Origin of the sequence: Dysgonomonas sp. Marseille-P4677 (assembly GCF_016652235.1) — a bacterium.
Classification (GTDB): Bacteria; Bacteroidota; Bacteroidia; order Bacteroidales; family Dysgonomonadaceae; genus Dysgonomonas.
The window spans coordinates 1-23,100 of sequence record NZ_JAEPKU010000063.1 but is presented as its reverse complement, the minus strand read 5'-3'; the positions used below and the strand labels follow the sequence as shown (position 1 = coordinate 23,100).

Here is a 23,100-nt window from a genome sequence, read left to right as displayed (position 1 = left end):
GCCTCAATAATAGAATTTTTTAATTCTAGATTTTTCTTGAAGTCGTAATCACGAAACTCGTTATTGATTTTTATTAAATCGTAGAATTTTTCAGTATATATCTGATAAGACTTCCACAATTCTTTCATCTTTGCTTGAGGGATCAGAGTAATCTCATTCCACTCTTGTTGCAAATCTTTAAATTCTTTATATAATTTATTAAAGTCTTCAGAGCTCTCAGTCAGATTTTTTATAGAATCTATAATACGAAGTTTCTTATTGTAATTTTCTTCTTTAAACCTTTCTTCAGCAATAGCATGATTAGCTCGCTTTTCTTTTATTTCCTGAAGGAAGGTTTTTACTACATCTTCGCTTGGGTCAGGGGATGGTGTAAAAGCATCGGCTTCATTACCGTCTTCTACAAACTTGATCTTTTCTGCTTCAACAGCGGTTGAACGTAGTTTGTAATACGCTTGCTTCAGAGATTCTACTTCTGTACGTGAGGGTAACTCCTTTTGAGAAGCTAGATTTTTTAATTTTTCCAAAATTTCATCCTTTGTCAAAGGTGTATGCTTTGTCGCAGGAGCCTCAGCTGTTGCTTCAGGTTGCTCTGGCTGATTATCTTCTTCTAATTTAGTATCTGAAGTTGTTTCGACGATAGCTTCCGGTTCAGCCTTTACTTCCGGTTCAGCTTTTTCTATAGGTACAACATCTTCTGCCGAATTTTCACTTTCAACAGTTTCTACATCTTTAGTTTGCTCAATTTTTTCAATTGGTTCTACCTTTTCTGCGAAATCTGTTTGTTCAGCAGGTGATACGTTATTAGCCTCTTCCGCTATTGGAGCAGTTTCTTGGGCTTTAATTTCATCAGAAGGTTTTTGCACAGGCAATTCTGGCTCTAGGTTCTCGTTCATATCAGTTAATTTTTAAAGGATGAAAGGTAATACCTTATGTTTTTCATATGGCAAATTAATGATTTTTTTTTGTGATTTCAACTATTATAGCAAAGTTTTTTAACTAAAGTAGTCAAAATGAATAATCATTACTTATTTTTGGCTTCTTCTTTTCGTTTTTTTTCTGCTTGTTTTTCTTTTTCTTTCCGTTCTATTTCTCTTGCTTTTTCTATCTCATTACGCTCTTTTTCACGTTGTCGTATGCGCTCTTTCTGCTGTTTTTCTTTTTCCTTCCGTTTATCCTCGCGAATTTTTAGTTTTTCTTTCCGTTCGCTTTCTTGTTGACGTAAACGCTCTTCTTGCTCACGTTGTTTAATTTTGCGTTCTTGTTCTTTTTGTTTACGCTCGTTTTCTTTCGCTTCTGCTGCAGCTTTCGCTTCGTCTTTCTTGCGTTTTTCCTCAAGTTTGATCTGTTGTTGTTTTTCTTTTTCAATAGTTCTTATAGAATCTTGGGTTGCTTCTTCTTTTTTACGCAGTGATTCTTTAAGGGCTTTTTCCTCTTTGTTTATAGAATCTTGCTTCGCCTTTTCTATAGCTTTTAATTCTTTCTGACGCTGTTTTTCTTGCTTTTGTTCTTCTTTTAGGGCTGCTTTTTCTTCTTTAGTCAGATGTTCTTTATTCTTATATTTATTAAACAAGTTTTTAATACCGTCGACAGGATTATTGATTATCTCTTCTACCGATTCTATTGCATCGTTTATTTTACCTGCTTTTTCTAATTGATCTTTAGTCAACAGGTCATCCATATTTATTTCTTTTTCATTCACAGGTTTCTTCTGATCTTTAATTTGTTCTTCAATCTTTACTTTGTCTTTGTCAGATTTAACCTCTATTTTGTCAGATTGCATAATGCCATCTGTTTGTTCTGTAGTAGGTGTAACTTCTGTTATTCCCTCCTTGCTTTCAGCAATCTCTTCGATTATACTTTCTCTGCTGTTTTTATCTTCCCAATAGGCTATCAATTGAGGAAGTTGAGTCTGATATTGTTCGGTGAAGAAACTGATGTATTGTTCCCATCCTAATTTAGGCAAAATTTTAGTGTAGTTGTTCACTGATATAGGCAGTACCAAAATAGATGTATCCATTTTTTGCATTAATCCATCTTCCGCGAAAGCTTTATTTATGTACGACCTCATTTGCGTAAATGAAGAAAATCCTTTGATTTGAAGAATGTCGTATGGCGGTTCTGTGTCGAAGCTAAGGTCAAATGTTTGTATAACATAGTTGGAGAAGTTATAGTCTGCCACTTGATATAGTAATTCGTTACGGTCTATTGTATTCGATTTATACATGAGTAACAGTAAGAACTCGGTCTCGGCTTCATCACCGAACGCAAGAACTTGTCCGTCTTCTCCTTTTAATGTTTCGTCTCCCATATATGCCTTACTCCATTCAAATCCTGTAACAGGAGAGCCGTCGGATAATAATATTTTCCCGTCTTTTATCTTTTCTAATATTTCTGTCGCTAATGGCGTAACATCAGCTTTTGGATATTTGGTTGTTAGTTCAGTAAGATTATCACCTAAAGCTTTTATATCTCGCGATTGCGCATATGAGAGTGCATTAAGCAAGGCGAATTTAGGCATCAGATCTGTAAATGGATATTTGTTTTTTATTTCCTGATAATTTTTTCTTACTGTTTGCACATCGGCTATTTGGTATGCGTTGTATGCAGATGTATAAAGTGAATCTTGCAAAAGCGGCATATGTCTGAAATTCCATTCAAAATTAGGATCAGATAAAGGTGTTGCGTATTCACCTTGGGGAAATTCAGTCAATAGCTTATTTCTATAGATGGATAACATATTCTGATCGCCCAGTTGCATGTAGATCAATAGCAATTGATAATATATTTCCTCCAGATTAGGTGTTTGAGGAAATCTTTTTATGTTTGTTGAAAAGGCATCTATTGCCAGATCCATATCTTCAAGTTTATTCTTATAGATTTTACCCATATTGAATAACGCATTTTCTATAAGAATGTCCGATTCTTTTATAGCTTCGGGGGTTAAAGGGAGTTGTTGCAGATAGTAATCGACAGAATATATATCACTATTGATACTATTATCTTTGCTATCAGGTTTATCGTCTAGCTCTGTTCTCTTTGTTTCAGTTTTTAAAGAGTCTATTGCGTTATTCTCTTCTTCGTGTATATCATCAGATATGGACGATACACCTATTTTACTGCGTCTGCGCCAGTCATCTTCTAATTTTCGGTTACCCCATTGTTTTTTGAATGCAATTTTACCCTGTTCTACTGCTTGAGGATTGTAAAAATAGAATGAGGCATCAGAATTTTGTAATGCAGTGGGTGCAGTTTGTATATTTTGATTTCCTATCGGCTCGCGTGATGTTGCCGCTTCCAAATCGTTCCATGTACTTATTCTCTCACTTCTTTCGTCTAATTGTTTTTGCCTTTCTTCTTCTTTTGCTTTTCTCTCTTCCTCTTTTCTTACGTCTTCTATTTTCTGGTTGATAATGTTCAAGCGCTCTTGTTCGGGTAGTTGAGCTAAGTGTTGAAGACTGTCTTGCTCATAAACAGTTTTGACATGTATGACTAATTCATCGAGTACTTCCGAACGGAGAGATACACGAGGATAATTCCTATCGGATTTCTTTAATTGGCTTAATGCGTCCGAGTAGCAAGGTTGTGCCGGGATAAATTGACGTTGACTGAAATATAAATCACCGAGTGTTATCATCGCTATTGTCTTATCATAGCCATTTCTTGTACTATTTTCTATCGCTTTTCTATAATTTTCTATCGCTTTAATCGTGTCAGAATATTGTAAATATACATTACCTATACCATAATATAATTGATCCAGATAGTCTTTGTTTTTAGAACTCTTTGCCATTTTTGAAAGAGATGAAATAGCTTCTTCTTTGCTTTTGGACGGGTTTAGTTCAAGTTGTTGCAGTTTTGCGTTGAATGTATATTTATAAGGAGTATTCATCCCTTGAACGGAGGCAAAAGCTTTATCTGCATTTACGTTGTCTTTTGTTGCAGCATATACTTGCCCCAACAAATATTTCATTCGTAATTTTTGATGCTTATCTTTCTCTTTTTTTATGGCATATTCCAAATGTGGTATAGCAGATAGATATTCATTGTTTCTTATCAGGTAGTTTGCTTTCACTGCTGAGTATAAAGCTTTTTGACTTTCAGGTGCACCGCCTGCTAATTCTATCTTGTGGAGTACATTTCCTGCTTCATACATCCATCCCATCTCTGTATATGCTCTGCTGATCCACAATTGACATTCGGCAACTATATCCGGATTTGAACTATATATTTTGGTAATATACATAAATGTAGTAATAGCTCGTAAATAGTTTGCTTCGTGGAATTCAGCCTTGGCTAAGAGTAGCCATACCTGATCCATAAAAGGCGTGAATTCTTTTTGTTGCAGCCACGCCTGATAGTTGGCATCGTTTCTTCGTTTGGGATCACGCTTTGGTTTTGCCTTTATCGAATGTAGCTTTATGGCTTTGGTCGTTTTATCGATCGTCGTTGTGAAATCGCCTCCGGGAGATTGCATACTGGCAGAATCAGAATTATCAGGAAAAATATATAACATCTCGGAGAGGTTATCTTCCTGACTCAAAACTCTGGCTCTTAAGGTTTCTTTATAAGCTTCATTTGCGTTGAAATGTATGTTGTAACGGGTGTTTACCGAGTGATAGAAACGTGTCATACTAGTGTTCTTCTGATTAGAACACGATATATAGAGGAATACGGATAGCACACCTGATATAAGGTATAGTGTACTTTTTGTTTTATTTTGTGACACGTATAGTACGACAGCTAATTATACTTATATTAAAACACAAATTTAAGCATTTTATTGTTCTTTATTAACATAGAACTCAAAAAGGCTTGTGTAAGATTAGTATCTGATAACTAGAAAACTTTTGATTGTAGCTTTTTCCTATTTTTGTTTTGGTCAATATTATCTATATTTGCACTCCGATTGGAAAACGTAATGAAAAACATATTATGAGGCACATATTATTCATTTGTTCGATTTTACTTTGTTTATTTATAGCTTCTTGCAGTGGGCAAAAAGATAAAAAGGAAGCTCAAATTGTGACATATCAAAACCCTTTACCGGTTTCATATGGAGATCCTTTTGTGTTAAAGGCATCTGATGGAAAGTTTTATATGTATGGAACTTCCGAAAATCTGAATGGTTTTAAAGCCTATTCATCCGAGAATTTAAAAGATTGGAAAGATGAGGGTATAATATATACAGGCGCAACGCCTGAATCATGGACTGTCGATTGTTTTTGGGCACCAGAGGTCTATGAACTTAATGGTAAGTACTATATCCTCTATAGTGCAAATTGGAAGCATAATCCAACCAACGAAGGAGAGAATTTTCGCATTGGTGTCGCTGTGTCTGATAAACCTACAGGGCCATTCGTTGAGATGAACGGTGGGCCTATATTCGATCCGGGCTATCCTGTGATCGATGGAAACTTATTATTCGAAGATGGTAAAGTATATTTATATTATTCTCGTTGTTGCTATAAGAATCCGGTTGAAAGCGAAGTTGCAGATTGGGCGAGAAAAGAAGGTTGGTATGATGAAATAGAGGAGAGTTGGATATATGGGGTTGAAATGAAACCTGATTTTTCAGGTGTTATAGGTGAGCCCCAACTTTTACTGCGTCCACCATTAAAGATGGATGATAAGCAAGCTGAATGGGAGAGCCGATCGGTTACATCTCATGAGGTCAATCGTAGGTGGACTGAAGGATCGTATATTTTTAAAGAAGGAGATACATACTATATGATGTATTCGGCAAACTATTTTGGTGGAAAGAATTATGCAGTTGGCTATGCTACAGCTAAAAATCCTTTAGGACCATTTACTAAGGCCGATAATAATCCGGTTCTCCAAAAGAATGTTGAATCGGGAGGAGTCGTTACCGGTACAGGCCATTGCATGATGTTTGAGAATAACAACCAAATGTACTGTGTGTATCATGGTCGTACTGAATTGACGGGAGAGGATAGGGTTGTATTTATAGACAAGATGGAAATTTTGCCTGATGGCAAGTTGGTTGTCCATGGCCCTGTAACTACTCCTCAAACGTTTGAATTTTAATAGTTCAGCGAGATAAAGTATACAGATGTATTAATATTAGGTTATTTAAGATAATTAGATGATATTAAATCTTATATTTTGTTTACATTTGCACATATCACTTATGAAATAACTCTATGGAAAATAATAAATTTTTGACGCTAATTCGTGACGGAATTCGTGACAATTGGGAGCGTCCTGCATTGACTGATTATAATGGAGAAACCTATCTCTATAAGGATTTTGCTGCAAAGATGGCTCAATTGCATATATTATTCGATGCGTTACAAGTTCAGAAAGGGGACAAAATAGCAATATGCGGTAGGAATTCTGCTAATTGGGCGGTAGCCTTTTTCGGTTCGCTTACATATGGGGCCGTTATAACCACTATTCTGCATGATTTTAGTGGCGAAAGTATACATTCACTAGTTACACATTCCGACGCAAAGGTTTTATTCTCTGATGAATATGTGTGGTCCAAACTGGATCCTACGCAAATGCCAACAGTAGAGACAATATTGATGATTGATGACTTTTCTGCGCAAAAGTCACGTTCTGCCAAACTATTGGAATCGTGTGCTGATCTTGAACAAGCTTTTAGATTAAAGTATCCTCAAGGCTTTACCAAAGATGATGTCTTCGTTCATGACGAATCGCCGGAAGAATTGGCCGTGCTTAACTATACATCCGGTACGACAAGTAATCCCAAAGGTGTTATGATTCCATATCGTAGTTTGTGGTCTAATACTCGATTTGCTATAGATAATATAGAATTTGTAAAAGCCGGAGACGGGGTGGTGTGTATGTTGCCAATGGCTCATATGTATGGACTTGCTTTTGAAGTTTTACTCTCCATAGCTAAAGGTTGTCATATACATTATCTGACACGTGTACCATCTCCGCAAATTATAATGGATGCTTTCAAGAAAGTAAATCCAACCATTGTTTTGGCTGTTCCTCTCATTATTGAGAAAATTATACAGACCAGAGTTTTTCCTCAGTTTCAAAAACAGCCAGTAAAATTCTTATTGAATATACCTTTTGCTAGAAAAAAGATATATAAAAAAGTAGCTGAAAAACTTATTCCTGTATTTGGTAATAAGTTAGAAGAAGTAATTATTGGAGGTGCTGCTCTAAACAAAGAGGTAGGTAACTTTTTATCAGAAATAAATTTCCCTTACACTGTTGGTTATGGTATGACCGAATGTGGTCCGCTAGTAACATATGAGTATTGGAAAACATATAAGAAAGGTTCTTGTGGACGTTCTGTCGATAGGATGAATATCCGCATCGAATCATCAAATATGGAAACCGAGGCTGGAGAAATAATAGTAAAGGGTGACAATGTCATGTCGGGCTATTTTAAAAACGAAGAAGCTACAAGACAAGTTCTTGATGAGGCTGGTTGGCTACGCACCGGAGATCTGGGAGTGTTAGATCGTGATGGCTTCCTTTTTATAAAAGGACGTAGCAAAACTATGATTTTAAGTGGATCGGGACAAAATATATATCCCGAAGAAATAGAGGATTTATATAATAATTCTCCATATGTAGCAGAAGCTCTTATAATAGAGGAAAATGGAAAATTAATTGCTTTAATATATCCGGATAAAGATTATCTGAAGGCGCATGAGGTAAATGAACAAGATTATTCTTCTATTTTCACAACGGAGATGAAAGCTATCAATAAGCGATTGCCAGGGTACAGTCAGATAGTGAATTTCAGGTTGCAAGATCAAGAGTTTGAAAAAACGCCAAAAAGAAGTATAAAGCGATTTCTTTATCAGAGATGAAATTAACTTATAACTATAATAAATAGACATGTCGGACGATAAGAAAATTATTTTTTCAATGATGGGAGTGGGAAAGCTTTACCCCCCACAAAAACAAGTATTAAAAAACATTTATCTCTCTTTTTTCTATGGAGCTAAAATTGGTATTATCGGGCTTAACGGTTCGGGTAAATCTACCTTGTTGAAAATTATAGCCGGAATAGACAAAGAATATCAAGGAGAGATAGTATCAGATAAAGCCTTTTCAGTTGGATACTTGGAGCAAGATCCAAAACTTGACCCAGCGAAGACAGTAAAAGAAGTTGTTCAAGAAGGTGTTCAGCCGATAATTGACATTCTAAAAGAATATGAAGGAATTAACGATAAGTTTGGCTTACCAGAGTATTATGAGGATGCCGATAAGATGGATGCTCTTTTTGCACGCCAGGCCGAATTACAAGATAAGATAGACGCCACAGACGCATGGAATATCGACAATAAACTCGAACGTGCAATGGATGCACTTCGTTGTCCGCCCGAAGATCAACTGTGTGAGAACCTATCAGGAGGAGAGGCTCGTCGTGTTGCTCTTTGTCGTTTGCTTTTACAAGAACCGGATGTACTATTACTGGATGAGCCTACCAACCATTTAGATGCAGAGTCTATCGATTGGTTAGAACAGCATTTACAGCAATATAAAGGAACGGTAATTTGTATTACACACGACCGTTACTTCCTTGATCATGTGGCTGGTTGGATTCTTGAACTTGATAGAGGTGAAGGTATTCCTTGGAAAGGAAACTATACCTCATGGCTTGAGCAAAAGACCAAGCGTATGGAGCAAGAAGAAAAGCAAGCCAGTAAACGCCGTAAGACACTTGAACGCGAGTTAGAGTGGGTAAGGATGGCTCCTAAAGCACGTCACGCTAAAGGTAAGGCTCGCTTGAATGATTATGAGAAAATGCTAAATGCGGACCAAAAGGAACGTGAAGAGAAACTTGAAATATTTATACCTAATGGGCCTCGTCTCGGAAATAAGGTAATAGAAGCGCATGGTGTAAGTAAAGCATTCGGGGATAAATTATTATTCGACAATCTCGAATTCATGTTGCCGCCATCGGGTATAGTTGGTATCATTGGCCCGAATGGGGCAGGTAAAACAACCTTATTTCGTTTGATCCAAGGTTTGGAAAAAGCAGATAAAGGAATATTTGAGGTCGGTGAAACAGTGAAAATAGGTTATGTTGATCAGTCGCATACAGATATAGATCCAAAGAAGACTGTCTATCAGGTTATTTCCGGCGGAAATGAGTTTGTAAGGGTAGGAGGTAAGGATATTAATGCCCGCGCCTATCTTTCTCGCTTCAATTTTTCGGGAGGAGATCAGGAAAAGCTTACGGGTGTTTTATCAGGTGGTGAGCGTAACCGTTTACATCTGGCTCTGACGTTGAAATCAGAAGCAAATGTTTTATTATTAGATGAGCCTACCAACGATATAGATGTAAATACATTGCGTGCATTGGAGGAAGGTTTGGAAAACTTTGCAGGTTGTGCAGTTGTTATATCTCATGATCGCTGGTTTCTTGATCGTATTTGTACGCATATCCTTGCTTTTGAAGGTAATTCGGAAGTGTTCTTCTTTGAAGGTAGTTACAGTGAATATGAAGAAAATAAGAAGGCAAGATTGGGTAATGTGGAACCAAAACGAATTCGTTACCGTAAACTAGTAAATTAAAAATAATTAATTTATGCAGCGAATTGCAAGTTGCAAAATCTAATATAATGAGGAATCAAGAGTAATATAAGGAAGTTTTACTCTTGATTTTCTATTATATTACATATCAAGATAGAGATATCTAAAAGGAAAAAGAAGACATGAATGAAACAACACAATATAATTTAAGGGAAAGAATTTCTCTGCTATCCTTTTTATTTATAATTTGTTGTGCTACATATGCTCAGTCTCTGACTACAGTAAGAGGAGTTGTAAAAGATGCAGTTACATTAGAAAAACTACCTTTTGTAACAGTGGCATTTGATAATACAACTATTGGAACTTTTTCGGATGAGGAAGGCGAATTCAGATTAAGCTCGCGAGGGAATGAAACCCGTATAATAGTAACCCTTTTAGGCTATAAATCGGACACGATAAAAGTCTCCTCAGGCAGAACCTCTAACATAGAAATTCTTCTTAATCCTGAAGATAGACTGTTAAACGAGGTTATCGTTCGTCCTAAAAAAGAGAAATATTCTAAAAAAAATAATCCGGCGGTTGATCTGATAAAGAAGGTGATTGCACATAAGCAAGATAATAATATGACCGCTCTGGATTATTATCAATATAAAGAATATGAACGTATATTCTTTGCATTGAACGAATACCATCCCGACATGCCTCTTCTGAAACGCTACAAGTTTTTGCCCAATTATGCTGATACATCTATTATAGATAATAAAATTATATTGCCCTTTTCGGTAAGGGAACGGATATCGGATATACATTATCGAAAAGATCCGAAATCGACTAAACGTATAATAAAAGGCTATCATATAGAAGGCCTTGACAAAACTTTCGATACAGAAGGTCTCGATGCTATGATAAAAGAAGTCTTTAAAGATATTTCTATATATGATAATACAATTAATTTATTACTCCACCCTTTTGTTAGTCCCTTAAGTGACCATAGTGCAGTAAATTTCTACAGATGGTATTTGTCAGATACGGTAACTATCGATACAGATAGATTCGTAAAACTAGATTTTGCTCCTTTCAATTCACGAGATATAGGCTTCACCGGTAATCTATATATATCTTTAGATAGTATGTATGCCGTAAAACGAGCTGTGATAAGGACTCCGAAAAAGATGAATATAAACTTTGTAGAAGAACTTGTCATTCAGCACGATTTTACAAAGACTGCGGATGGTAAGTGGATATCGAAAGAAGAGCGCATGGCAATAGATGTTTCTATGCTTGATGCTGTTAAATTTTATATTGATAAAACAAAAACTTATGAGGATTTTGTGGAAAATAAGCCGATAGAGCCTATTTTTCTTTTAAATGATCCGGAAGTATTTGAAAAAGACTACCTGAAGAAGGATAAGGCTTTTTGGGCTGATAACCGACCTGTCGAACATCAGAAAGATTATAAAATGGATCAGATGTTAGACGACGTAAATAAAATCCTCTTATTTAAGGTCCTTTTAAGGGCAGGAGATATTTTATCAACAGGGTATTTTCCCACCTCTAAAGATCCTGATAAGAATAAACTTGAAATAGGAACGATCCCTACATTTTACAGCTTTAATAAAACAGAGGGGAATCGTTTTCGAGCGACATTATCTACGACTAAAAACCTACATCCTAATCTTTATTTTTATGGTTATGGGGCATACGGAACACGCGACGAAAAGTTTAAATATTACGGTGAAGTTACCTGGGCCTTTAATAAGGTTGAAAGACACAAAGATGAGTATCCGAAAAACAATCTGACTGTAGCATATAAATACGATATTAATTCGTTAGGCCAACGTTTTACTCAAGCAGAAAGAGATAATATATTGATGTCTATTCAATCTTCGGGGAAAACAAAAACTACATATAACCGCCAGACACAAATCGCATGGGAAAAGGAATATTACGGAGGTTTCTCATTTAAGCTTTCCGGTCAGACCTTCGATGAGCGTCCTGCTGCAAATCTTACTTTCGAAAAGAAGGACGATGAAGGTAATCTATATACAGTAGACAAGGTTAAGACTACAGAGGCTATGTTGGCTTTACGATACGCTCCTAATGAAAAGTTTTTTCAACAACGTAGGAAACGACATTCTATTCCATCTCCTCGCCTTGTAATGAATCTTACGCATGTTATGGCTTTAGAAGATGTTTTTGGCGGACAGTTTCATTACAACAAAACATCTTTTTCTGTCGATAAGCGCTTTTGGATAGCACCTTACGGAAAACTAATATTATCTGCGCAAGCTGAAAAAATATGGGGTGAAACCCCCTTCCCATTCCTTATTACACCGAGTGCTAATAATTCATATACCATTCAGAGAGGGAACTATTATCTTATCGAGCCGTTAGAGTTTATACACGATGCGCAAGTTTCTTGGGAAATATATTACCATATGGATGGATGGCTTTTCAATAGAATACCATTACTTAAAGTGCTTAAGTGGCGTGAGGTTTTCGGTTTTCGTGGGTTTATTGGAGATTTGAGTAAAAGAAACAATCCTGAATATAACAAGAATCTGTTGGTATTTCCTCAAGAAACTTATACTACAAATCGTGGTATTCCATATATGGAATATAATATCGGAATAGAAAATATATTTAAATTATTCCGTGTCGATTATGTGCGAAGAGTTAACTATCTGGATCATCCTAATGTAGATAAGGATGGATTTAGAGTCTCATTCGAACTAAGTTTTTAAACCGACCCCAGCATTCTTAATAGCATCTCCTGAGGATCTAACGGATGTTTCTTAGCAGGATTTTTAGGAACTAAAACATTTAGTCCTTGAGGAATAATTTCCACATGTATTTCCTTTCCCATTTCCACAGGATCACCGTCTATATGCATAACTCCTGCATGTTCACGCTTGATAATAGCTCTGCTTGTTATAAGTTCTATCATCTTATTACTTTCATCTATTTTCTTGGTAAACAGTTGTAGAGAAGTTTGAGGTATGTCGAGTATCGATAAGGGCTTAAGGATAGCAACATTCATCATCCCGTCTTGTATATCAGCATGAGGTGCTATATGTGCGTTATAACCATATTGAGAGGCATTGGCACATGTGACAACAAAGGCCTTATCTTTAATTGTTCCTTCGGGACATATAATTTCGTAAGTCTGGGGTTTTTGTTCAAAAAAAGTTTCCAACATGTTTTTCAGATACATCAGTGAGCCTCTTATTTTCTTACCCTTTACCTTTGCCGCAACTTCTGCATCAAAACCAACACCACAAGTGCAGAAAAATATCCGGTCGTTAACCTTACCATAATCTATGCTTATGATATTTTCTTCTGCAATAACTTCCAAAGCCTTTTTTGGATCGATAGAGATATTCAAATCTCGGGCCAATCCATTACCTGATCCCATTGGTATGATACCTAAAGCCGTATCCGAGTCCACAAGGGTACTAGCCACTTCATTTATGGTGCCGTCTCCCCCTACAGCAATAACAATATCCACTTTGTCATCGATAGCCTGACGGGCAATCTCAGAGCCATGACCTGCATATCCGGTAATAAATATATGAACGTCAAATTTGTGAGGATCGAGCGCTTCTGCAATCTTTCGAGGTAAATTTTGTTTCGAAGATGTACCCGATACCGGATTTATTATAACGTATACTTTTTTCTTTGTATTCATGTTTGGACTAGTGAACCGTTTGCTTTACAAAAATAGCATATTAACACTTATAGACCAAATAATAAGTTTGTATTTAGAATAAACAAATCTTTCATTTTTAATCAGCTATAAACAAAATATAAAAAAAGAGCTATATATTTGTATATATGATATAAACTAACTCATAAACTATGCTAAGTCAATTAGAAAAAGATCAAATTGTAAGTTTAATAAAGAAAGAAGTTGTTCCAGCTATAGGCTGTACTGAGCCAGTTGCAGTCTCTCTTTGTGTGGCAAAAGGTACAGAGGTACTTGGTTGTCAACCTGAGAAAATAAAAGTTTACTTAAGTGCCAATGTTCTTAAGAATGCAATGGGGGTAGGGATTCCCGGAACGAAAATGGTGGGATTGCCAATTGCGATAGCTTTAGGGGCCCTTATTGGTAAAAGTGAATATGGATTACAAGTGTTGAAAGACCTTGTACCCGAAGATGTTGAGCGAGGAAAGCAGTATATTGAAGAAAAACGAATCGAAATATCATTAGAGGAAGATATCGAGGATCTTTTATATATCGAGGTCCATTGTATAAGTGGAAATGATAAGTCTGTAGCTGTTATTCGAACAACACACACTAACTTTTCTTATATTGCGAGAAACGAAGAGATTCTTCTCGATAAAGAATGTGGTGAAAATAATGATCAGGAATGTGAAGAGATACCATTGACTTTTTCTAAGGTTTATGAGTTTTCTATGACGGTACCTCTCGATGATATCCATTTTATATTAAAAGCAGCTGAGATTAACCGCACAGCATCTAATCTATCAGCTCAGGGTAATTATGGTCATAATGTGGCTAAAACGGTAACAGGTAAGCTCGGGAAACAAATATTCGGCGATTCTATGCTTTCGCACATGATGTCATATACCGCTGCTGCCTGTGATGCCCGCATGGATGGAGCAATGATTCCCGTTATGAGTAATTCCGGTAGTGGAAATCAAGGTATAACCGCTACATTACCTGTTCTTACATACGCTGAGGATACAAAATGTAGTGAAGATCAGCTAGTGAGGGCATTGGTCCTTAGCCATCTTACAGTTGTATACATAAAGCAAAAACTGGGACGATTATCTGCTTTATGTGGTTGTGTAGCTGCGGCAACTGGAGCTAGTTGCGGTATAACCTACTTGATGGGAGGAGATTACAATCAGGTCACTTTTGCAGTAAAGAACATGGTTGGTAATATAACAGGAATGATTTGTGACGGAGCAAAGCCGAGTTGCGCTTTGAAAATATCCAGCGGAGTATCTACTGCCGTACTATCAGCAATTATGGCTATGGAGCACAAGGTTGTTTCTTCTATGGAAGGAATTGTAGATGATGATGTGGATAAAACAATTGAAAACCTGACAAGTATTGGGGCACAGGGTATGAAAGAGACGGACAAATTAGTTCTGAAAATAATGACAAGTAAGTAAATATCTTTGATACAAATAAGAGAAGGCCGTTCCTATAAAGAGCCGGCCTTTTCTATTCAAACCAATTGAACTTACCTTTTATTTTAATTTCTTCAATCCTTTAATCTGAGCCTTATCTGCTTCTATAATACTTATCGCATAACCACCTGCGGGTGCACATAGTTGAGATAATTTCGATTTGCTTGTTACTACAACTTTACGTATGTTGTATGCTTGGGGATTTGTTTTGTAGTGAGCGTCTTTTGCATCACTGTATATTGTTGCTATGTATGTTTTAGCAGGATCTAGATAATCGAATGTAATATTTGAAGTACGACCGTTCTGATCACATACACTTCCTACAAACCAGTTGTTCGATCCCTTAGCTTTACGCGCAATTGTTATATATTCACCGGGTTCAGCTTCAAGTATCTTTGTTTCGTCCCAGTCTATTGCCACATCTTTGATAAATTGAAATGCATCCAGATATTGATTGTATGTTTCCGGTAGGTCGGCAGCCATTTGCAATGGACTATACATAGTTACATACAGAGCCAATTGATTAGCTAAAGTACTGTTTACATGTGAATGATTATCCGGATTATATTTACTTACATCCATTTGAAAAATACCCGGCGTATAATCCATAGGGCCTCCGATCAGTCGAGTAAACGGTAATATTGTGACATGATTGGGATTACTACCCCCGAATGCCTGATATTCTGTACCACGGGCAGATTCGTTTCCTATTAGATTCGGATAAGTGCGGCATACTCCTGTAGGACGTACGGCCTCATGTGCATTTACCATTATTTTGTAATTAGCAGCTTTTTCTAAGGCATACTGATAGTGATTTACCATCCACTGACCGTAATGATGTTCTCCACGAGGAATTATATTCCCTACATAGCCACTCTTTACCGAGTTGTATCCATTGTCTACCATGAACTGATATGCTTGATCTATGTGGCGTTCATAGTTTCTTACAGAGGATGAGGTTTCGTGGTGCATGATGATTTTTACACCTTTACTTTTTGCATAAGCATTTAATCCTTTTACATCAAAATCAGGGTAAGGGGTTACAAAATCGAATACATAATCTTTCGATTGTCCAAACCAATCTTCCCAGCCTACATTCCATCCTTCTACCAGCACACCGTCAAAACCATGTAGAGCAGCAAAGTCTATATATGATTTTACATGAGCTGTATTCGCAGCATGTTTTCCATTAGGTTTGGCTTTAGAATAATCAGTAATTCCTAGATGTACGCTATATAAATCGTCAGTGTAAGCCCAAGTACTTTTACCAGTAATCATTTCCCACCATACTCCGATGTATTTAACGGGTTTGATCCATGATGTGTCTTCTATTTTACAAGGATCGTTCAAATTTAATGTGATGTGCGAAGCTAATACCTCACGCGCATCATCACTAACGATAACTGTGCGCCAAGGTGTGTTGCAGGGAGCTTGCATATATCCTTTGTTGCCTTGTGCGTCGGGAGTCAGCCACGATTCGAAAACCATATTTTTATCATCTAGGTTCAAGTGCATACAAGAATAATTGATCAAAGCAGCTTCATGTAGATTGATATATATTCCATCATCGCTTTTCATCATCAAGGCAGTTTGAACTCCGGTAGGAGAAAATGGTGTCTGTGAGGAATTCGGCGTAATAGCTTTATTCATCAAGCCTCTTATTTCAGAAAGTTTCGATGTTGTATAGTCATACTCCTGAGTGTCGTAGTCGCCCGGTATCCAAAATGCTTTGTGATCTCCGGCCATAGCGAACTGAGATCTTTCTTCTTTGATGACAAAATAAATCAGATTTTTTTGTTCGGGGAATTCATAACGAAAGCCGAGACCATCGTCAAACAGGCGGAAACGGATTAGGATATGTCTGTCTGTCGACTTTTGATTAAGTGTAACAGCTAATTCGTTGTAGTTGTTGCGAATACTTTTTACTTCGCCCCATACAGGCTTCCAGGTTTCATCGAAGGTTGCTGTTTGGGAGTTTGATATTTCGAATCCGTTGAGAAGAGAAACTTTGTCTTCTTTTGATTCATTTACTTGTTTGACCGAAAAATCGCTAAAGTCGGTATGAGCATTGCTATTATCTTTCAGTTCAAGTCCAAGCTTACTTGGTTTGATAACATCTTTACCTTTGTAGGTAAGACTGTATGTAGGGACTCCGTCGCCTTGTAAGGCAAAGTTAAGAGTTAGATTCCCGTTCGGAGATTTTAGTTCCTGTGCATTTACTATATTAAATAGTAAGCTAAAACAAATAAAAGTAGAGAGAATAATTCCTTTTTTCATGATTCTTTTAAACATTTTTAAAGTACAAAGAAAGGATTTTAAGAAGGAACAATGCTTATTCTTGCTATTATAATAGGGGAAAATATTTGCAAACGTTTGCAAAGCTAGAATTATTAAATCTAGGATATTTAATAAAAAAGAAGATGGTGTGGCATAGATTGCCACACCATCTTCTTTTTTATAGGATTATTTTATTTCAGACTCTTAACTGGCATAACAATGTAATGTCCTGTTAAGCTATTTAATGCAAGGAAGTAATCTCCGGCATCTTCTATTGTAATATTTTTATCTCCTGTTTTTCCAAAAGGTAGATCTGTTTGAGTATCGCTTACAGCGCCCCAGTTGTTAGCCCAACTCTTGTCTTCTCTGAATTTAAGCCCTCCGGCTTTGAGAGTCACAGGATAAGCGAACCAAACATGTTCAACTACGCTTTGCATTGCTATGCCATCGGTATCTCCCCATCCGTCTGCAGCATCTCCGACTACTTCCATTTGAGCATATGTCTTTACACTTCCAGTATATTTTTCATATGTAATAGCGAGGGTTTTTAGATCTACAGATAGAGTATATAAACCTTCGGCTCCTGTAGTAAAGTCTCCTCCAACATTATTAGGAGATAACTTTCCTCCCTCATAAGCATAAGTTGTAGACCAAACTCCGGCTTGAGTTGGGAATTTTAGTCCTCCATTATTAAATACTCCGGTATATGTATATTTCAGGTCTGTATCAGTACTATTATCGGCAAAGAATAGTTGAAGATCTTTTCCTATATTGGCTCTGTCATTGCCCCAACCAGCTAAACCATTACCTACAATGTACAATACAGATTTGATAGATGGACGACAAGTAAACGTAATTTGTTGTGTCTCGGAATATAAGATAGGTTCAGCTTCTGCTGTTCCGAGACTGGCTTTTATTCGGAAATATAAAGTGACCTCTTGTGCATTGCTTACGAATCTTAAGGCTGTTTTATTCAAAATGTCGTAAGTCAGTTTCATATAAGAGTCTGCTGTTGTAGCTACACTTGCTGCAGTGTTGAATGTAGCAGTAGTATCGACTTGAATATTATAAGCCGACGGAGACTGAACATTAAATTTTGCTTCTGACCATTTCCAATATCCAATAGAATCGGATAAATTGGTGTTATCTTCGATAACAAAATTTTGAAGTACTTTTTGTTCTAATGCTGGTTTTGAGAAGTTGCCACTATCTCCCAGCTTTATATGATCATTTTCGTCAGTACAGGCAATAAAAGCCAGCAAAGAGAGAATCAATATTGAAAATATATTTAGTTTTTTCATAATCTGATATATTCTGATTTAATACAACTTCTTCATTAATAACCCGGATATTGTGTCAAATTCGGATTTGAACCTATATCATCGGCAGGTATAGGGTACACATTGAATTTTTTATCAACTGCATTACCATTAAATGATCCACCTTTCCATTGCCATATGTAAGAACTTGTTGTTAATTTATCGAAGCGTACAAGGTCAGTTCTGCGTTGAGCTTCGTAGAATAGTTCACGTCCTCTTTCGTCCAGTATGAAGTTTAATGTTAGGTCACCGCTTGAAATTACAGCAGAAGCACTATTGTTATAAGCACGTTTACGTAAATCGTTTATAAGAGTAAGCGCTGTGGCTGTGCTACCTCCTGTACCTCCACGAAGAACAGCCTCTGCGTAGTTCAGATATATTTCACCTAGGCGGAATAGAGGGAAGTCTGTATAAGCAATATTACTTGCCGGTTTTGACCCGTTTTTATTTACGTTAGAATATTTTACAACAGGAATACCGTCTTTATACTTTGCTGGATCTATTATATCTAAATTTTCAGCTAAGTCGGGTTTTAACATAGAATAACGGGTGTCAGTACTGAAATCGTTTTCTTTTTGAAATGTATTTTGCAATGATACTCTCGCTCTGTTTCCTTGCCATGCTCCTTGAGCATTGATGCTTTCTTGCAACGAAGAAGGTACTGTACTACATAAAAGGAATGTCATACCACCCCAAGTCTGGGTGTTTTCACCTTCATATCTGATAGGGAAGATCATTTCTTGAGAGTTGCCATTGTCCGCCTTAAACATATCGGCATATACAGGTTCTAATTTGTAACCTACAGACATCACCTTGCTGCTGTAAGTAATACTTTCGGTGTATTTAGCTGTACCTACGTATGTTTCAGCATTTAAGTATAGACGAGACAATAAAGCCCATGCAGCTGCCTTAGTTGCTCTTCCGTAATTTTTAGAATCGTATCCTACAAACGGAGCAGTCAGGTCAGCTTCGCATTCGATTAGTTCCTTCTCAATATAATTGAATAGGTCTTTAGCCATAATTTGTTCTGCCGCATCTTTTCCTATTTTGCTGTCTTCTGTAACGAACGGTACGTTACGGAACATATCCAACAAGTAGTAATAGGCTAAAGCTCTCATGAAACGGGCATCGGCACGATAAACTGTTATCTCAGACTTAACGTTGCTTTCTACACCTCTTCCTGCTAATTTCTCATCTGTGGTTTCACGCAAAAACTCATTTGCAAGATTCACCTGATAGTATAGACGATAATAGATTCCTTTAATAAATACATTGCCTGAGTTCCAGTTTAGATAATTGAACCTGTCTATACCTACATCATTCCAGCAACAGTGAGCTTCGTCGGTAGGCAATTGTTGTAAGTTCCATAGGGCACGCAGAAATGAAGCTTGACTACCGCCATCTACACCTGCAACATCTGATTCTCCATCTCCACCTTCATTTCCGGAGATAGCATATCCTGCATATATTTTAGCCAAACTTGATTTGTAGGCTCCAAGGTCTTTTCCATATACTGTTTCGTCTACCAGTTCGGTAGGGTCGATCGGTAAAGTATCGAGATCGCCGAGACATGAGCTTAAAAATGCAGTAAGACCAAACAGCATTACTAATGTCAAGAATTTATATTTTAATGTTTTCATATCTTTTGTTTTTCAGGGGTTAAAAGTTCATATTTAGTCCCAACATAAATATACGAGGACGAGGATAGATGTTATTATCAATACCTTCGTTGTTAAACTCAGGATCAAGCCCTTTATATTTTGTAATAACAAACGGATTTTGAACTGTTCCGTATACTCGCATCGAACTTAGGCCTTTTGCAATATTCAAGAAAGTGTATCCGATAGAGATATTATCCATTCTTACAAATGAAGCATCTTGCACATAATAGCTTGATAGGTATTGTGGATTTTTGAAATCTGTATAGCGAGCCGATGAAACTCTGTTTTTCAAAAAGCCGGTCGGGTCTAGCATTGAAGAACCTCCATATGCTTCACGATTTGATTGAACGTTATTGTAAGCATAATTACCTATGCTGGCACGTAATGCGAAGTTGAAATCCCAGTTCTTGTATGTAAGTTGAGACGATAGTCCCATAAATACATCCGGAGCAGATTTTTTATATGTGATAAGATCTTCCGTGTCGATCACTCCGTCCTTATTTTGATCTACATATGCGCCTTCGATTGGTCTTCCATCAGCATTATATATTTGTTCATACACATAGAAAGAGTTGTACGAATTATTAAGAGCATGTATTAAGACATTGTTACCTGTTCCTCCGGTGATACCTCCATGTATAATACCTTTATAGTTTGGATTGTCAAAATCGAGCATTTTGGTAATCTTATTCTTATTGTAAGAAATATTATAGCCAAGAGTCCAGTTCAGGTCTTTAGTTTCTATAACATGTCCTGTAATATTAAGCTCTACCCCTTTGTTTGTAAGTTCACCTTGATTTGTCAATAACTGATTGCTGAAGTTAGTTCCTGCTGCAATAAAAATATTATTGATGAGATCTTTTGTTTTACGATAATATACATCAACATTACCCGAAATACGGTTTCCTAAGAAGCCAAAGTCCAATCCGGCATTGTATGTAGTTGTTTCTTCCCATTTCAGATCTCTGTCGTATGCACTAGGACGTAAAAGTTGAATTCTTTCATCACCCCAATAGTAATTAGCTCCACCTTTACTATACAGATATTTAGCCATATATGGATAGTTATTAGGTTTACCGTCTATATCAGGTAGGTTTTGCTGACCTGTAACACCATATCCTAAACGAAGTTTTAGGTCAGACATCAAATTCTGATTCTTCATAAAACCTTCTTCTGAAATTCTCCATGCCAATGCGGCTGAAGGGAATAGTCCCCAGCGGTTTCCTTTTGCAAAGCGGGATGAACCATCGTCACGAAGGGTAAATGTCAATAAATAACGACTATCGAAGGTATAGTTTACACGTCCAAAGAATGAGATCAAATAATTTTCAGAAGCATAGCTCTTGCCTGTAGCATAATACGTTTCTCCTTTTTTAGCTTGCATATCCAGAGAATACGGATATCCTGTAGAGTCATATCTGTAGAACTTTTGCCATGAATAACCACCCATTACATCAATACGATGTTTGTTTAGTTCCTTAACATAGTTAAGATAGAAGTCCATCAAATAGTTCTTTTTAACCTGCGAATAAGTTTCATTTTCGCCAAATCCGCTTTTGAACTTACCTGTTACCCACGATTGAACTGAATTGTCATCAATGTTTTTCCATTCCAAACTGTTTGAATAATCATATCCTAGATTTAGGTTTGCGCGTAAATCAGGTAAGAAGTGGAATTTGTAATCGAATTGCATATTACCGATACTTCTTTTTACTCTTGATGTATTATGTTTCGACTCAAGAGCATCCACAGGATTACTCAAACCTATATCGATAGGAGTTTTCCCATCGGCTTTTAAAGATAAATAATATCCATTACCCGGATCGCCGGCTTTATAATTCGGCATATAAACTGGTTGAGTAGGGTTGAATTCAGTTGCAGCTCCAATAGCTCCGGTGTCAGCAAATCTGTTCAGGTTGTAGATGCCTTTTACATTAAACTGAACACTCAACATATTGTTGAAGAATTTAGGATTCAGATTGATTGCACCTGTCCAGCGTTCTAGATTGGAGGTCTTTAATATACCGTTTTCGTTTGTGTATCCTAATGATACTCTATAAGGTACTATTCCGGCGGCACCTGATACTCCAATGTTGTGGTCAGTGCTGAACGAAGTTCTGAATATTTCATCCTGCCAGTTTGTTTTTACATCGCCTAAAGCCTTGTACTGGTCGCTCTCTGTGCCATACATATCATTTACAAACTGACGAAATTCGTCTGCGCCCATCACATCGACAGTACCTGTTTTTGTGCTAACGGAGAATGTTCCACTATAGTTAACCTTTGCTTTACTTCCAAGTGCACCTTTTTTTGTGGTGATAATGATTACACCATTCGATGCACGTGAACCGTAGATGGCAGTTGCAGAAGCATCTTTCAATACAGTGAAGTTTTCAATATCATTAGGGTTTATAGTAGACAAAGGGTTGGCCATACCTTTGATACCTGTACTATTATCTACAGGCACACCGTCTATAACAATTAAAGGATCGTTACTTGCCGACATAGAAGAACCTCCACGAATACGGATTGTTGTACTTGCTCCCGGAGCACCACCATCACTGATAACGCTTACGCCCGGAGCTTTACCTACTAATAAGTCAGAAGCTGATGTAGCCATACCTTTGGCTAGAGAATTTGCCGAAATAGTTGTTACGGCCCCGGTAAGGTCTTCTTTTTTTACGCTACCATAACCGATTACAACTACTTCCTGAAGAAGTTCGGCGTCTTCAGATAATATTACATCTATAGTAGTTTTTCCATCAATAGATATTTCTTGTGTAGTAAAACCTACATATGAAAAAACTAATGTACCATTAGACGGAGCTTTAAGCTCAAAGTTTCCATCTAGATCAGTTACAGTTCCGGTGGTAGTACCTTTCACAACAACGCTACCACTAATGATAGGTTCATTGTTGTTATCCTTTACGTTCCCTTTGACTGTAATAGTCCTGTCTTGGGCATACATACTTGTTGATAAAGTGAATATTCCTAACAGGATCATCAGGAACATCTTCGTACACCTGTTCTTACTCTTTCTTTCCATGCGAATAATATTAAGGATTAACCGTTGAATTAATATATTGATTGATTTTATTAAAATTTAAGATTTTGCTCAGTGGCTAGATTCTGTTTTGTTCGGTTCTTTAATCTTTTCTCATCTATATTGTAATGATTTATGATTGTACTTTGAT

General features: G+C 36.9%; 12 protein-coding genes. 5 read left to right on the top strand and 7 right to left on the bottom strand.

Features of this window, described 5'->3' with window-relative positions; genetic code table 11:
• The coding region (locus tag JGH11_RS11750; protein WP_201111940.1) for a DUF349 domain-containing protein at nt 1–893 on the bottom strand (893 nt) is incomplete at its 3' end.
• Nucleotides 894–1,021: 128 nt separating this feature from the next.
• A complete protein-coding gene (locus JGH11_RS11745) occupies nt 1,022–4,630 on the bottom strand; it encodes a hypothetical protein (RefSeq protein ID WP_236263969.1) in 3,609 nt (1,202 codons plus the stop codon).
• Between the two features lie 302 nt (nt 4,631–4,932).
• Here JGH11_RS11745 and JGH11_RS11740 point away from each other — a divergent pair, with 302 nt between their 5' ends.
• The 4 genes from JGH11_RS11740 (at nt 4,933) to JGH11_RS11725 (ending at nt 12,233) form a co-directional block, all read left to right on the top strand.
• Complete coding sequence (locus JGH11_RS11740) at nt 4,933–6,045, top strand: glycoside hydrolase family 43 protein (protein ID WP_201111938.1); 1,113 nt, start codon at nt 4,933–4,935, stop codon at nt 6,043–6,045.
• 116 nt (nt 6,046–6,161) lie between these two features.
• Nucleotides 6,162–7,817, top strand: coding sequence for an AMP-binding protein (locus JGH11_RS11735; RefSeq protein WP_201111936.1), 1,656 nt, complete (start codon nt 6,162–6,164; stop codon nt 7,815–7,817).
• A 28-nt stretch (nt 7,818–7,845) separates the two neighbouring features.
• The gene (gene ettA, locus JGH11_RS11730) at nt 7,846–9,531 is read left to right on the top strand and encodes an energy-dependent translational throttle protein EttA (RefSeq protein ID WP_201111934.1); all 1,686 of its coding nucleotides are present in this window, start codon (nt 7,846–7,848) and stop codon (nt 9,529–9,531) included.
• A 140-nt stretch (nt 9,532–9,671) separates the two neighbouring features.
• Entirely contained in the window at nt 9,672–12,233 is a 2,562-nt protein-coding gene (locus tag JGH11_RS11725; protein ID WP_201111932.1) for a DUF5686 and carboxypeptidase-like regulatory domain-containing protein, read from the top strand.
• Here JGH11_RS11725 and JGH11_RS11720 read toward each other — a convergent pair.
• Nucleotides 12,230–13,177, bottom strand: coding sequence for a diacylglycerol kinase family protein (locus JGH11_RS11720; protein ID WP_201111930.1), 948 nt, complete (start codon nt 13,175–13,177; stop codon nt 12,230–12,232). The genes JGH11_RS11725 and JGH11_RS11720 overlap by 4 nt on opposite strands.
• 170 nt (nt 13,178–13,347) lie before the next feature.
• Here JGH11_RS11720 and JGH11_RS11715 point away from each other — a divergent pair, with 170 nt between their 5' ends.
• Nucleotides 13,348–14,631, top strand: coding sequence for a serine dehydratase subunit alpha family protein (locus tag JGH11_RS11715; protein ID WP_201111928.1), 1,284 nt, complete (start codon nt 13,348–13,350; stop codon nt 14,629–14,631).
• A gap of 78 nt (nt 14,632–14,709) precedes the next feature.
• Here JGH11_RS11715 and JGH11_RS11710 read toward each other — a convergent pair whose 3' ends face one another.
• The 4 genes from JGH11_RS11710 to JGH11_RS11695 all read right to left on the bottom strand — a co-directional run bounded on the left by JGH11_RS11710 (nt 14,710) and on the right by JGH11_RS11695 (nt 22,952).
• On the bottom strand, nt 14,710–16,926 hold the full coding sequence (locus JGH11_RS11710; protein WP_201111926.1) for a glycoside hydrolase family 97 protein: 2,217 nt from the start codon (nt 16,924–16,926) through the stop codon (nt 14,710–14,712).
• 191 nt (nt 16,927–17,117) lie between these two features.
• Entirely contained in the window at nt 17,118–18,227 is a 1,110-nt protein-coding gene (locus tag JGH11_RS11705) for a SusF/SusE family outer membrane protein (RefSeq protein WP_201111924.1), read from the bottom strand.
• Nucleotides 18,228–18,262: 35 nt separating this feature from the next.
• Nucleotides 18,263–19,885, bottom strand: a complete 1,623-nt coding sequence (locus JGH11_RS11700) for a RagB/SusD family nutrient uptake outer membrane protein (RefSeq protein WP_201111922.1) — start codon at nt 19,883–19,885, stop codon at nt 18,263–18,265.
• A 19-nt stretch (nt 19,886–19,904) separates the two neighbouring features.
• A complete protein-coding gene (locus JGH11_RS11695; RefSeq protein WP_201111920.1) occupies nt 19,905–22,952 on the bottom strand; it encodes a TonB-dependent receptor in 3,048 nt (1,015 codons plus the stop codon).
• Between the last annotated feature and the right edge of the window lie 148 nt (nt 22,953–23,100).